Origin of the sequence: Streptomyces sp. NPDC006197 (assembly GCF_040613865.1) — a bacterium.
Classification (GTDB): Bacteria; Actinomycetota; Actinomycetes; order Streptomycetales; family Streptomycetaceae; genus Streptomyces.
Window position 1 is genome coordinate 57983 of sequence record NZ_JBEXSZ010000024.1, and the last position, 13629, is coordinate 71611.

13 protein-coding genes are annotated in these 13629 nt (G+C 72.3%); 5 read left to right on the plus strand and 8 right to left on the minus strand.

Translation table 11 applies throughout. The features are described 5' to 3' along the window. Positions 1 to 82 precede the first annotated feature (82 nt). Together ABZ318_RS10740 and ABZ318_RS10745 are read right to left on the minus strand one after the other, a co-directional pair. Positions 83 to 994, minus strand: coding sequence for a PRC and DUF2382 domain-containing protein (locus ABZ318_RS10740; protein WP_356902124.1), 912 nt, complete (start codon positions 992 to 994; stop codon positions 83 to 85). Between the two features lie 155 nt (positions 995 to 1149). Next, positions 1150 to 2262, minus strand: a complete 1113-nt coding sequence (locus tag ABZ318_RS10745; protein WP_356902125.1) for an ABC transporter substrate-binding protein — start codon at positions 2260 to 2262, stop codon at positions 1150 to 1152. A 738-nt stretch (positions 2263 to 3000) separates the two neighbouring features. Between ABZ318_RS10745 and ABZ318_RS10750 the strand changes: the two genes are divergently transcribed. The 3 genes from ABZ318_RS10750 to ABZ318_RS10760 all read left to right on the plus strand — a co-directional run bounded on the left by ABZ318_RS10750 (position 3001) and on the right by ABZ318_RS10760 (position 4518). Beyond that, complete coding sequence (locus tag ABZ318_RS10750) at positions 3001 to 3525, plus strand: hypothetical protein (protein ID WP_356902126.1); 525 nt, start codon at positions 3001 to 3003, stop codon at positions 3523 to 3525. A 329-nt stretch (positions 3526 to 3854) separates the two neighbouring features. Beyond that, entirely contained in the window at positions 3855 to 4022 is a 168-nt protein-coding gene (locus tag ABZ318_RS10755) for a hypothetical protein (protein ID WP_177181865.1), read from the plus strand. Between the two features lie 43 nt (positions 4023 to 4065). Next, a complete protein-coding gene (locus ABZ318_RS10760) occupies positions 4066 to 4518 on the plus strand; it encodes a DUF5709 domain-containing protein (RefSeq protein WP_356902127.1) in 453 nt (150 codons plus the stop codon). 203 nt (positions 4519 to 4721) lie between these two features. Here ABZ318_RS10760 and ABZ318_RS10765 read toward each other — a convergent pair whose 3' ends face one another. Next, positions 4722 to 5873, minus strand: coding sequence for a helix-turn-helix domain-containing protein (locus ABZ318_RS10765; protein ID WP_356902136.1), 1152 nt, complete (start codon positions 5871 to 5873; stop codon positions 4722 to 4724). 160 nt (positions 5874 to 6033) lie between these two features. Between ABZ318_RS10765 and ABZ318_RS10770 the strand changes: the two genes are divergently transcribed. Then, complete coding sequence (locus tag ABZ318_RS10770) at positions 6034 to 7521, plus strand: long-chain fatty acid--CoA ligase (protein ID WP_356902128.1); 1488 nt, start codon at positions 6034 to 6036, stop codon at positions 7519 to 7521. A gap of 74 nt (positions 7522 to 7595) precedes the next feature. On the opposite strand, the gene ABZ318_RS10775 is transcribed toward ABZ318_RS10770, so the two are convergent. Then, positions 7596 to 8021 carry a tautomerase family protein gene (locus ABZ318_RS10775; RefSeq protein ID WP_356902129.1) on the minus strand — a complete coding sequence of 142 codons (426 nt, stop codon included), beginning with the start codon at positions 8019 to 8021 and terminating at the stop codon, positions 7596 to 7598. Between the two features lie 28 nt (positions 8022 to 8049). Continuing rightward, positions 8050 to 8751, minus strand: a complete 702-nt coding sequence (locus ABZ318_RS10780; protein WP_356902130.1) for an SDR family oxidoreductase — start codon at positions 8749 to 8751, stop codon at positions 8050 to 8052. A 94-nt stretch (positions 8752 to 8845) separates the two neighbouring features. Here ABZ318_RS10780 and ABZ318_RS10785 point away from each other — a divergent pair, with 94 nt between their 5' ends. Continuing rightward, entirely contained in the window at positions 8846 to 9328 is a 483-nt protein-coding gene (locus ABZ318_RS10785) for a helix-turn-helix domain-containing protein (protein ID WP_356902137.1), read from the plus strand. Positions 9329 to 9352: 24 nt separating this feature from the next. Here the strand turns inward: ABZ318_RS10785 and ABZ318_RS10790 are convergent, their stop codons facing one another. The 3 genes from ABZ318_RS10790 to ABZ318_RS10800 all read right to left on the minus strand — a co-directional run bounded on the left by ABZ318_RS10790 (position 9353) and on the right by ABZ318_RS10800 (position 13418). Further along, positions 9353 to 10564: a helix-turn-helix domain-containing protein gene (locus ABZ318_RS10790; RefSeq protein WP_356902131.1), complete on the minus strand. Its 1212-nt coding sequence runs from the start codon at positions 10562 to 10564 to the stop codon at positions 9353 to 9355. A gap of 213 nt (positions 10565 to 10777) precedes the next feature. Then, entirely contained in the window at positions 10778 to 11719 is a 942-nt protein-coding gene (locus ABZ318_RS10795; RefSeq protein WP_356902132.1) for a hypothetical protein, read from the minus strand. 46 nt (positions 11720 to 11765) lie between these two features. Further along, positions 11766 to 13418 (minus strand): DUF6801 domain-containing protein, encoded by a 1653-nt coding sequence (locus ABZ318_RS10800; protein WP_356902133.1) that lies wholly within the window; start codon positions 13416 to 13418, stop codon positions 11766 to 11768. Between the last annotated feature and the right edge of the window lie 211 nt (positions 13419 to 13629).

Here is a 13629-nt window from a genome sequence, read left to right on the forward strand (position 1 = left end):
TGGTCGGCGGCTCCCGAGGCCTCCGCGCCGCGCCGCGTCCGGCCCGGTGCGGGCCGGACGGGCGGGGGCGAGGGAGTGCGGGTCAGTGACCGCGCCTCCTGTCGGGGTCCTCGGACATGTCGGTGACGTCGTCGGCCTCGACGTCGATGCGTTCCTTGCGCACCTGGCCGGTGACCGTCTCCTCATCGGTGACCTCGTCCGTGCGGAGTCCGACCCGCTCGACGGGGACGGTCCGGGTCTCGACCACGGGGCGCTCCTCGTGGAGAGTCACCTCGTGCTCGGCCTCGGAGATCTCGGGCCCGGACAGGGCCTGTTCGCGGTTGGCGTCCGTGATGGGCTCGCGTTCCACGCGGACTTCCTCGTGGCGGACCGGCACGGTCTGCTGGACCTCTTCGGTGACGACGTACTTCCGCAGCCGGACGCGGCCGGTCTCGACCCGCTCGGTGCCGATGTGCATCTGTTCCTCGGACCGGGTCATGGCGTCGTCGCCGACCGAAGCGTCCCTACTGGCCATCCCCGCGTCCCTGTTCCCGAGGCCGTCTCCGGCCCGGTCGCGCATGCCGGCGGTGTCCGACATGCCGGCCGCGCCGGCGGCACCCGCCGTTCCGGCCGTGCCCGCGGTGCCGTGTGCCCAACCCGTCTCGCCGGGCTGGTTCGCCCGCTGCCACGCCTCGTCCCAGTCGATGCCGTAGTACTCGTAGAGGCGCTGCTCCTCGCTCGCGTCGAGATGGCCTCCGCCGTCGACGTCGACGTGCGGGGCGTCCTTCACCCGGTCCTTGGGGTAGGGGACCTCCAAGTGGTCGTCGACCATGGAGGCGTCCTTGATCGGGACGAAGGATTCGCTGGTGCCGAACAGTCCGGTCTTGACGGTGACCCATGCGGGGCGGCCGGTGGCGTCGTCGACGAACACGTGCTTGGCGTCGCCGATCTTCTTGCCCTCGGTGTCGTACACGGGGTGGTCCAGTGCGGTGGCGATCTGTTCGTGGGCGATCATGTTCACCCTCCTGGTGTTGTCGGGGTCGTACTGCGACTAGCCAGGAGAAACCGGATATAACCGCACAAAGCTCCCTTGATTTGGTTGACTTGTGTCCAGTTGATCGTTGAAATGAAAGCGGCCCGGCCCCCGGTCGGCCGGACGCCGGGCCGCTTTCAGCCGGTGTGAAGGACGCGGAAGCGACCCGGATCCGCCGGATCCCGGTCGACGACCTGGACGGGCGCCCAAGTCCATTGCCACACGCCGATGCCCGGCGTACGGGAGAACCGGATCGGCCCGCGCGTGCCCTCGACCGTCACGCGCGGCCACGCCTCGGCGACGGCCGCCCGGTCCGTACCGTGGGAACGGAGCGCCGCGGCGAGGACGGTGATGGTGTCCCAGCCCTCGAAGGCGACGAACGACGGTGCCTCGCCCAGCCGCTCGCGGAGCTCCTTCCCGACGCGGTCGCCGAGCGGCCCGAGGTCCTCGGGCAGGTAGCGCAGGAACGGGATTCCGGCGCCGTCCGCGCCGAGCTCCGCGGCCCATCCGGCGAACTCCGGCTGTCCGGCGGGGGCGCCGACCAGCAGGTCCGTGAGCCTTCCGTCGCCGCGGACGGCCCTGACGATCGGCACCGCCGGCTCCGGACTGCCGACCAGCAGCAGGAGCGCCGTGGCCCCGTGGCCGGCGAGCGCGTCGCACAGGGCCTCGGGGTCGAGCGCGGTGGCGTCGAGTTCGAGGACGGTGCCGCCCCGGGAGGCGAGGTGTTCCCGCATGATGTGGGCGCCGGCCGCCCAGTAGACGCTCGGCTGGGTCGCCACCGCGATCCGGTGCCGGCCCGTGGCGAGGAGGAAGTCCGCGTAGTTCCGCCAGCCGCGGGACTGGACGGGGGACAGGCGCGCGACCCACTCCGTCGACTCCTCTGTCAGGGCGTCGAGCACGGCGGACGAGCAGAGGAACGGCACGCCGAGGGCGTCGGCCCGGGTGGCGGCGGCGCGGGCGACGACGCTGTGGTACTCGCCCACGACGGCGGCCACGCCCAGATCCGCCAGTTCGGCCACGGCCGCGGAGGCACGCTCCGGATCGGCCGCGGTGTCCCGGACCACCAGCTCCAGCGGTCTGCCGTCGATCCCGCCCGCGTCGTTGACCTCGCGCACGGCCAGGTCGAGTCCCGCGAGGAGGTGACGGCCCGCCTCGACCCAGCCGGGCCGCGTCAGCGGGACGAGAGCGCCCAGGCGGACGGGCGGCCCGTCCGCGGACCGGGCTCCGGACGGCGGTGGTGGCGTGTTCATCGGGGTGGCGTCTCCCTCGGACGGTGTGGTCGCGGTCCGCCCGGGTCGCGCGCCGGCCGGGGGCGGCGGTCCGCGTTCGTCGCGTCTCGCCGCGGTCGGCGCACCCGGGTGATCATGCCGGTCATTGGAACCACGGCCGACGCCCGCGGGCAACCGGTTATCCGTGCGGTGAACCGCCTGGTGCCGTCGTCCACGCCGTCCGCGCGGCCGTCTCGCCGTCCTTCGCGGTCGCGGTGAAGCGCGACTCCGCCGACTTCCAGCGCGGAGGCTTCGACGCCGACGACGCGCGGCAGATGATCGGGATGCCCGAACCGCTCGGTGTGGACCTGGTCGAACCGTCCGGCGGGAGCCACGAGAGCCCCGCCATGACCGGCCGCCCCGCCGGCGACCGCACCCAGGCCCGCGAGGCCTGCTTCCTGGACCGGGCCCAGGACCTCGTGAGGACCAGCCCCCTCCCACTGGTGCTCACCGGCGGCATCACCCGGCGCGCCACGGCCGAGCGGGTCCTCGACAGCGGCGTGGCGGTCCTCGGGACGGGCACCGCCCGGGGAGGGGAGCCGCGCATGGGGCGGGGGCCGCTCATGGGACCCCTTATGGGGCCGGAAAAGATGAGAGCCGCGCGCGGAAAGACCGGGAAAGGGGAACTTCCCGGCCTTTCCGTGCGTTCCGGAGGGCGACCTGATCTTTTGACGTGTGACACGACGGCGGTGTGCCGTCGTCGGGGGAAGCGAGCAAGCCATGGCCATGGTGGGCCTGTTCTGGATCGCCGAGGGCGATGTGTACGTGGGCGCGAAGCCGTCCGGCTCGGCGCCCGGGGTACGCCTGACCCCTGAGGGCGTGGTGGCCCTCGGTGACGGACAGGCCGGCCTCCACCTGTGGGAGGACGTACGTGCCCTGACGGTGGCGGACGTGCCCGTGAAGTCCCTGAAGCGGCAGGTCGGCGTGGTCACGGACGTGGCCCTGGACATGGTGATGAACCTGGCCATGACCGTGGGCACAGGCCTGGGCGATGCCCCGCCGCTGATGACGACGGTCCTGGAATCGCATGACGGCGAGTACGAGCTGAAGGCCTACGTGGCCGCGGCCGTCGGCTACTCCCCGACCGAGGTCGACCTCTCCCGCGCCCTTCTGAACCGCCTCACGGAGGGTGCCGCGACGATGGCCACGACGCTGGCGGCGATGTCGGCGTGGGGCCGCGCGTGGGAGGGCGGAACGCCTCGCCCGGCGCAGCGGGAGAAGCTGCTGCGGGAATGGGCCGGTTAGCGACCCCGGTCACGCGTGCTTCCGGCGGTCACGCGGTCCGTCGGGAACCGCGGACGTCGCCGCGAACACACCAGGTTGCGTTTGCCCGGGACGCGGGGACCATGGAAGGAAGAACAGGGATTCGACGCCCGCCGAAGGCTCCCCGCACCGGGGGCGCGCGGCCCGGACCCGCACGAGGTCGGCCGGACCCCGGAGCCGCACGGCCCGTACGCAGGACGGCAGTCGCCCCCGGCCGGTCCACGACGACAGAGCGGTCCGGGGCCGCCCCGTCATGACCCGGCGCGCGACCGGAACGGCCGCATCGACCGCACTCCCTTTCAGGAGGCGCCATGACCGAACCCGACGACCCGCTCGGCTCCTGGACGGGCCGGTTGCTCCGACTCGGCGTCGGCATCTCGCCCGATGACGCCCGGAGATTCGTGCACGACCTGTACGCACAGGCCCAGTCCGACCTCGACGACGAGCGGGCGAAGGCGGACTTCGAACGAGAGGAGTGAATCCAGGCCGAGCCGTCGTCCCGCCGAAGGAACGGAGTTCCCCATGACCGAGGCGGAAGCGTGGGGCGATGACGTCTACCAGCCCGACGGAAGCGAGATCCGGGAGGACGTCGGCCTCCTGGACTACGAGGACACCCTCGAAGGGCCGCTCGGCGACCCGTTCGACGAGGGGTACTCGCCCCCGGAGCGGCCCCTCGGGGTCCAGCACACGGGGGTGACCGCGGCCGAGCGGCAGCGTGGCGAAACCCTGGACGAACGCCTGGCGGAGGAGGAGCCCGAGCTCCCTCCCGCGGACGGCGACGGCCTCGGCGACACGACGGACACCGACGGGGAGCTCCTGGACGACCAGGTCGGCGGTCGGCGGGCGGGCCGCCTGATGTCCGAGGACGAGGGCACGGGCCCCGTCACCTCGGAACTGAACGCCCGGGACCTCGGCCTGGCGGGCGGGGCGGCGTCCGCGGAGGAAGCCGCGATGCACATCGTCGACGAGGAGTGACGCGGATGAGGAGCGGCGACGAGGAGTGACGCGGGCGGAGAGTGGCGTCGGCGGGAGTGACGCGGGCGGGGAGCGGCGTCGGCGGGAGTGACGCGGACGGAGAGTGGCGTCGGCCGGGAGTGACGCGGACGGGGAGCGGCGTCGGCGGGGAATGACGTGCCGGGGAGCGGCCGCGGCGAGGAACGCCCTCCACGCGGAACGGCTCAGCTCGCCCCCGGATTGCGGACCGCGAGCAGCGCCGCGCCGATGTCCGCCGCCGCACGTGGATCGGAGAGGGAACGACCCGTCAACTCCTCCACGCGCCGCAGGCGGTAGCGCACGGTGTTGGGATGGACGAACAGGCTCCGCGCCGCGGCGCCGGCCGAGCCCGCGGCGGCGAACCAGTGCTCCAGGGTGCGCAGGAGCCGGGACCGCTCCGCGACCGGAAGGTCGAGCACCGGCCGCAGCACCACCTCCATCAGGTGCGCGGCCTCCGCCGGGGCCGCGGCGACGACCATGGCCAGCGGATTGTCGTCGAAGCGGGCCACGCCGGGCCCGGTGCCCTCGAGGCCGGCCAGGGCGAGACGGGCGAAGCGCAGGGCCTGAGGCGTGTCCCGCAGCGACCGGAAGTGCGGGCTGAAGCCCACGCGGGCGCGGGTCCGGCGGAGGATGCGCAGGCACGTCGTCTCCGCCGCCGCCGTGGGCAGGGCGATCAGGGCGAGCTGCTCGTCCGGCAGAAGCCTCCACGCGGAGGGCAGGTTCGCCTGGCGCAGCGCCGCCTCCGCACCGGTGAGCGGTTCCTCGCCGGGAGCGCCGGCCTTCGCGGCGGCGACCGCGTAGGGCCCGTGTTCGGGCAGCTCCAGTTCGCGGGCGGCCTCCCACAGCGTGCGGTCGGTGACGATGCCGGTGAACACCGCCTCCACCAGGGCGGAACGCCGCGCCTGCCCCTGCGACGTGAGTTCCGCGGCCGCCTCCCGGTAGGCCACCGCCACCGCTTCCGCGTACAGCCCGGACAACGCCCAGAACTCGGTCGACTCCGACAGCAGGAGGTCGTCGGAGACCTCGGGGCGGCTGCGGGCCTCGGCGAGGATCTCCGTCCACAGGAGCTGCGAGCCGATCCGGTACGCGTGCAGCGTGTCCGCCAGCGGGACCCCCTGCTCCGCGCGGAGCCGTCCCGTCTCACGGGCCGAGCTCGCGTCCGGAGTGCCGCCGAGGCGGAGGTGGCTGAGGATGAGGTCCGCGTTGGCGGTGCAGGAATCGCGCAGTGAGTCCAGGGGGATCAGCGACTCGTCCTTGTACGCCTCGACGTCCGCGCGGATCCGCAGCGCCATCCGCTCACCCAGTTCCGGAAGCCCCGCCTGAAGCGCCGCCGCCACACCCGAAAGGATCATCTCCGCAGCTTAACGCCCTCACCTTGTGGCGGGGGACAATCCAGGGCGCGGTGCGTTGTCACCCCGGCCATAGGCCGCGACGGCACACGGCGGCAAGATGTCGGCGATGTAAACACTCGGTGATTCCGTGTAACGGAGGCGGGTCATGGCCAATCTGGCAGGGTTCCTCGTGGAGACGGCTCGGCAGCAGCCCGGGCGCCCGGCGCTGCGTCTGGGGGAGCGGGTCACCACCTACGCGGAGCTGGACGAACGCAGCGCCCGCGCCGCCGCCCTGCTCAGGTCCGAGGGGGTACGGCCGGGGGACCGCGTCGCCCTGATGCTGCCGAACGTTCCCGAGTTCGTCGTGCTGTACTACGGCGTCCTGCGCGCCGGGGCGGTCGTCGTGCCGATGAACCCGCTCCTGAAGACCCGGGAGACGGAGTTCCACCTCGCCGACTCCGGCGCGGTGCGGCTCTTCGAGTGGCACCAGGCGCCGGGCGAGGGCGCGCAGGGAGCGGCCGCCGCGGGAGTGCGGCACACGGCCGTCGAACCCACGGCCTTCGCCGCGACGCTGGCCCGGCACGAGCCGCTGCCCGAGGTCGCCGCCACGGACGACGAGGACATGGCCGTCCTGCTGTACACCTCCGGCACCACCGGCCGTCCCAAGGGCGCCGTGCTCTCCCACGCCGGGCTGCGGCACAACACCGAGGTCAACAGCGTCCACATCCAGCGGATGACCCCGGAGGACGTGGTGGTCGGCTGTCTGCCGCTGTTCCACATCTTCGGACAGATCTGCACCATGAGCGCGGCCGTCCGCAGCGGCGCCTGTCTCGTCATGATCCCGCGCTTCGACCCGGGGGCCGTCCTGGAGGCCATCGCCCGCGAGCGGGCCACCGTCTTCGAGGGCGTGCCGACCATGTACGCGGCGCTGCTCCAGCACCCGTCCGAGGCGGACGTGTCGACGCTGCGGACGTGCATCTCCGGCGGCGCCTCGCTGCCGGTGGAGATCCTGCACGGCTTCGAGCGGCGCTTCGGCTGTCCGGTGCTCGAGGGCTTCGGCATGTCCGAGACCAGCCCCGTGGTCACCTTCAACCACCCCGAGCGGCCGCGCAAGGCCGGCTCCATCGGCACCCCCATCCGGGACGTCGAGGTGCGGCTGCTCGACGACAAGGGTCAGGACGTGGCCCCCGGCGGGATCGGCGAACTGGCCGTCCGGGGCCCCAACGTGATGAAGGGGTACTGGAACCGCCCGGAGGAGACCGAGGCGGCGATCCCCGACGGCTGGCTGCGCACCGGCGACCTCGCCCGCGCCGACGAGGACGGCTACCTGTACATCGTCGACCGCAAGAAGGACATGATCATCCGCGGCGGTTACAACGTCTACCCGCGCGAGATCGAGGAGGTGCTCCACGAGCACCCGGCCGTCGCCCTCGCGGCCGTGGTCGGCGTCCCGCACGCCGAACTGGGCGAGGAGGTCGCGGCCGCGGTCGTGCTCCGCCCCGGCGCGCAGGTCCTCCCCGACGAGCTGCGGGAGTACGTCAAGGAGCGCGTGGCGGCCTACAAGTACCCCCGCAGGGTGTGGCTGACGGACGCGCTGCCGCTGGGACCGAGCGGCAAGATCCTCAAGCGGGAGATCACCGCACCCGCGGGGTGAGGGCCGTCCGCCGTGGTGCGCCGCGCACCACGGCGGACGACCGCGCCGCCGTGGCGGCCGTCCCGGGCCGCGCGTCAGTAGGGCGTCGCCGCGTTCTGCCGCGCCCAGTGCCGTTCGGCGTCCGAGCCGCCCGGCGGGGGCACGAGCCCGTTGATCATCCAGAGCTCCTCGCTGGTCTCGTCGACGTGGAATTCCCAGTGGAGACCGGCGTGCCGTTCCAGGTGGGGGCGCAGCATCTCCCTGATCCAGCGGGCGGTCCTGCGCCTGCTGTCCTCGTCGGGGTTGCGCCGGGCGATGTGGTCGATGGTGATGCGGACCCCGACCGGGACGGGCTCCCCACCGACGTGGAAGTCCTCGGGCCGGAGTTCGTGGAAGAGCGTGACCACGTAGAAGCGGGGCAGCCCCACCTTCTCGTAATGGTCCGCGACGGTCGAGGCGAGCCGGTGCTTCTCCTCGGCGGAGAAGATCCCGGGCGTGTGGTGAACGGTCCACAGGGGCATGGCGGTTCGTCGCTCCTTCGCGAGGGGGTCAGCCGGCGGCCGGGAAGGCCAGGTGTTCCACGGGACCGGAGAGCGCGGCCTTCACGGTGACGCTGACGTCGTCGGCGAGCACCTCCGCGTCCCCGGCCTCCAGCCCGTCGACGATCCGCGCGGCCACGTCGGCGGGCTTCGCCTTGCTCCGGTCGAGGGCGGAGACCATGTCCGTGTCGATGAATCCGGCGTGCACGCCGACGACGTGCGTGCGCTGCGGCGCGAGTTCGAGCCGGAGCGAGTTCGTGAGGGACCAGGCCGCCGCCTTGGAGGCGCCGTACGCTCCGGCGCCCGCCAGCCACGACAGTACGGAGTGCATGTTCACCAGCGCTCCGCCGCCGTTCGCGGCGAGGACCGGCGCGAACGCCCGGGCCACCCGCAGCGGGCCGAAGACGTTGACGTCGAAGGTCTCGGCCGCCTGCTCGACGTCACCCGTGAGCAGCGGGGCGGGGTGCAGGACCCCGGCGTTGTTGAACACGATCTCGGCGTCCGAAGCGAGCCCGGCGAGGGCGGCGACCGACTCGGCCGAGCGGACCTCGAGCGGGACGGTCACCACCCGGGGGCGCTCGTCGACGTACGCCGAGCGGGCGGTGGAGTACACCTTGTCCGCCCCGCGTGCCAGCACCTCGTCCACCAGCGCGGCCCCCAGCCCTCGCCGTCCGCCGGTCACCACGACCACCTTGCCCGCCACCGCAACCACAGCATGCTCCCCATCTGGATAACGACTTCGTTAGTCAGATGCAAGCACGCCATGGCTGAGTAACGCAAGCATTAGTTACGATGGGTGGGTGGCGATGAGGTTCGAGAAACGATTGAGCGACCGGGACGCGTGGTCGATCGGCGACGGGTGCTCGGCCGGCCGGGTGCTCGACCTGCTCAGCACCCGGACGGTCTTCATGGTCGTGCGGGAGTGCTTCTACGGCACGACCAGGTTCGAGGACTTCGTGACGAGGATCGGAACCTCCGCGCCCTCGGTGTCCCGCGCGCTCAAGCAGCTGGAGGCCGCGGGGGTCGTGGCGCGCACTCCCTACCAGGAGCCGGGGAAGCGGGCACGCGACGAGTACCGGCTGACCGGGGCCGGCGAGGACCTGCTGCCGGTCTTCCTGTCGCTGATCCGGTGGGGCGACGCGTACCTGCAGGACGGCCGTCCGCCGCTGGCCTTCGTCGAGGCCGAGAGCGGCCGCCCGCTGAGCGTGCGCGTGACGGCCGACCCGGCGCCGGATCCCTCCTCGGACGACATCGAGATCCGTGTGCACCCCGACTGGCGGCGCGACTGACGCCCCTGCCGAGGGGGGCGTCCCTCAGTCCACGCGCTTCCCGCCCTGGAGGTGCAGCGAGCGCAGGGCCGCCTCCAGGGCGAACCGGTGATCGGGGTCGAGGAGCCGGTCGCCGAAGTGGTTGTCCAGGTTCCGCAGGCGGTAGCGGACCGTCTGGGCGTGCACGCCCAGCATCTCGCCGACCTGTTCGGCGGGGGCCCGCGTGGAGACGTGCACCCGCAGGGTCTCGACCAGCCGCTCGCGGCGGGTGCCGGACAGCCCGTCGAGCGGGGCCAGTTCGCGGGCGGCGAGATGGGCGGTGAGGGCCGGATCGGACAACAGCCACAACGTTGTCAGGTGCTCCTCGCAGTGCACGAGGGGGGCGTCCGCCACGATGCCGTCGTCGATGAGCCGCAGGACGCGCCGCGCCCAGCGGACGGAGTGTGCCGCCTGCACCGGCGGCACGGTCAGGCCGACGACGGCGGGGGTGCCGGCCAGGGCGGAGTCGAGCATCGCGAGGCGCTGCGCGGTGAGCGGGCCGGGGATGAGCAGATGCGGCTCGGGGAGGCTGAGGTCGGCCAGGACGTCCCGGTCGAGACCGGCCTGGACGAGTTCGGCGACCGGCGGGCGGAGGGCCACCATGGTGCACTCTGCGGGGAGCTGCCAGGAGGCCTCCTGACACAGCTCGGCGATGGTCGCCCGGGGCAGCGGCGGGCCGGCGACGACCAGGTGGAGAAGCTGTCTTCGCAGCGCCGCCACATCGGACACGGCACGCGCCTGGACCATGAGGTAACCCTCGCGGGAGAGGGACTCCAGCTCGTCGACGTAGGCGAAGAGGGCGTCCGCGAAGGCCAGGATCAGGGTGGGGGAGAGGTTGTACGTGCGCCCGATGCTCTTGGCCCGGCGTAACGCGATGCGCGCACCGAGGCGGTAGGCGCCCTGCAGGGTGTCGAGGTCCCGGCCCTCGTAGGCCTCCACCCGGCCGAACCTGCGGATCAGCTCGTCCCGGAGGGCCGAGTTCCGCCCGGGGTCCGCGACCCGCTCCACGAAGGCCGCGAGCGCCTGCTCCACGCCCTGGCGGATCGCGTCCGAGTGGGGTCCCTTGAAGAGGTGGGCGTACACGGGATAGGTCCGCTGGACCTCCACACCGATCTCCTTGATGAGGCCCGGGATCTCCGGTCTCATCAGGGCGGCGAACTCCCTGGGAAGCGGGTCGAGCGGCTCGCCGATGTTCGATGACTGTGCGGTTGCGGGCATGACCGATCCCTTGCTCTCCTGCGCGACCGGTGGGGAGCGGCGGTGCGGCGCCCACCGTGGAGGGCGGGCGCCGCCTTGGCCGTCAGGTGCGTACCAACGGGGACTGCCGAAGCTAAATCAACTGCTGTGTGCTGTACACAACTTGCGCAAGAGTTGGCGTCCCGGGGGCCCGTGTGCCGCCCGAGTAGGCCGGGAATCGACCCTGGATGGCCGTTACTTGACGGCCGAGTGCCAGTTCCGCGAGAACACCTTTCCGGCGTCGGGGGCGACGACGCCGGGGGCGTAGAGACCGGTCAGGTACGTCTGGGTGTTGTCGAGGGTGATGCTGTTCCTGCCGGAGGCGGCGGGCAGTCCGGTCTTGAGGTTGACCGCGCCGTTGACGAGGCCGAGGCCGAGTCCGCAGCCGCTGGCGCCGGGGACGGCGAAGGTCCTGTCGACCTGGGTGGAGCCGAGGATGTTCAGGCGGCTCATGTCGCCCTCCTCGTTCGGGGAGCCGTCGCCGTCGTAGCGCTCCACGGAGAAGTCGGGGGACGTGAGGTTGCTCGGGCGCAGCACGATCGGGTTGGACTTCGTGCCGATGTAGCAGTTGCTGCCGAGGAAGGGGTTCTGGAGGTGGATGCGGACCGGGATCCGCACGATCGGCATGTCGGTGAGGACGCCCGCGATCTGGTCGAACTCCGAGGGCGTGCCGACCGATTCCACGGTGGCGGTGATCTTGTTGAGGTTCGCGTCCGACAGCTGCCGGCAGATGTCGGTGATGAACGGGATGTCGCTGGGACACATCAGCCCGAGCAGACCGCCGGGGACGGTGGCGGAATCCGCGATGAGCGAGCCGGCGGGCGGAGGGACGACGGTGTTGGTGCCGTCGGCGTTCTGGATCACACCGATCTGGAGGTTCGTCCTCCCGGTGACGACGGTCGTGTTGCCGAGCCTGATGGAACCGCCGGCGGAGGAGGACGACACGCACTGCGTCGACCGGTCGAGGCCGTCGGCGGCGAGCATCGCGGGGGCGTCGACGGGGCAGCGGTCGAACGGGGCCCAGGAGCCGTTCAGTTGCGGAGCGGCCGCGGTCGCCGTGCCGGCGGAGACGAAGGCACCGAGCGCGGTCAGCGCGGAGAGGGTGGCGAGTCTCGTGCGGGGTGAGACGAGGGACATGGGGGATGCCTTCCGTCGGGGAGGAGAGAGGACAGGGTGGGTCGGTTCAGCGTTCGGGCTTGGGGATCAGGCGGGGCTGGCGGTCCTCTGTGCAGAAGTCCGGAGGAGGCGCCTCGACGCCCGCGGAGCAGGTCTGGCCCTGGATCTGCTTGATGTAGTTGCCGGAGCCGGAGATGGAGGCCGTGAGGAGCCGGTCGAGGTTCTCGCCGCCGGCGCCGCAGCCCTTGAAGGCGGGAACGGTCACCTCACCGGTGAGCGGGCCGCCGCCGGTGAGGACGTAGCCTTCGGCGTTCTGACCCAGGGGGATCTTCCCCAGACCCAGCAACACCAGGTGGTCCCCGGGGAACTTGCCGGGCTTGGGCTCGGGCGAGGAGAGGGGCTTCGCCGTACGGCAGGAAGGGCCCACGTCCAGCTTGACGCCGTTGACCTCGATGTCGAGAACACGGAGGACCAGCGGAGCCCGGACCGTGTTCTCCAGGTAGTTGTCCCCCGTGGCGAAGATGACGCGGACCAACGTGTCGACCGTGATGGGCCCCGTCTGTTCCAGGACCATGGTCGCCGTCACCGGCTGGAACCCGAAGGTCAGGAAGGTGGAGGTGAAGGGCGGGGTCTGCTTGCGCCCCCGGTAGGAGAGGTCGCCCCGGGACAGGTTGGTGAAGTGGAACTCGCCCTCCGGAGGAGGAGTGGAGGGTATCTCCATGTCGCCCTGCTCGATCAGCATGCAGGACAGCGGGATGAGCGAGGCGCCGTTCAGCTTCCGTACGTTGGAGTAACCGGTGATGTACGCCGTCAGCGTCGCGGGAGTCGGCTTCTCGGGCGCGCAGGGCGGTGCGGCCGGCCGGGGCGCCGGAGTACCCGGCACCTCCTCGTCCGCCGCCGCCGGGCCTTTCTGCGCCCGCTGTCCGGCGTGAGGCCCCCGCGGACCCTTGCCACCGGTCCCGTCCGCGGTTCCAGGTCTCTCGGGGGCCGCCCGGTCGGTCGGGAACGACGGCAGGGGGAGGCCGGAAGGCGGGCCGGACGGCGCGGGAACGGTCGGTGACGTGGGAGGCGTGCTCGGTTCTCCGGTGCCGGTGTCGGCGCCGACCGGAACCTTGGCGAGCACGGTACGGCCCTCCGTGCCCGGGCCGGGGACGCAGGTGACGGAGAGGGACGCGGGGGTGGTGGCCGCACCGTCGGCCGTGCTCGGTGCGAGATCGACGGTGAGGCCCCCGGCGGTGAGGGTCAGACGGCCTGCCGTGTCCGTCGTCAGGATCGGCACGTCGCCGGTCGTGGTGAGCACGAGAGGCCCCTCGGCGGGGATGCCGACGGGCTGCGCCGTCCCGCTCCAAGTGGCCTCCGCACGCTGCTCGTTCTGGGCCACGCCGACCGTGAGCCGGGACTCGGCCCGTACGGTTGCGGCCTTGAGGGCGGTGAGGTCGGCCACGGCCGGCGCGGGAAGCTCCACCGTCGTCGTGACGTCGGTCGGCCGGATCTCCTCGCCCACGGCCGCCCGCTCGGGGAAGGCCGCCGTGATCCGTACGTTCACGGGTTGCGGCCCCGACGGCAGGGTGCAGACGTAGGGCAGCGCGGTGTCGACCTTCAGCGTCCCGACGGCGACGGCCGCGGCCGGGAGCAGGGGGGCGAGCGCCACGAACGCGGCGATCGTCGCGCCGCGCACCCGGGCGCGGGAGGAACGAGGGGTGGGCCACGGGCCTTTCATCTGGTACTCCGCTCGGGTCGTTCGCGAACGCGGGAGGTGACGTCCTACGCGCCTCAGGACCTAGGGGGTGTCTTGTCGATCAGGCCGGATCAGGGAGCGGCGTCTGGTGCCGTGCCTCGCAAGGCGGAGGAGGGAGGCAGTGGGGTCTCCCCTGTTCGAGCGAAGCCGAGAACTTGGGGAAGGAGCGTTGTCGACTGACGACAACGCGGCG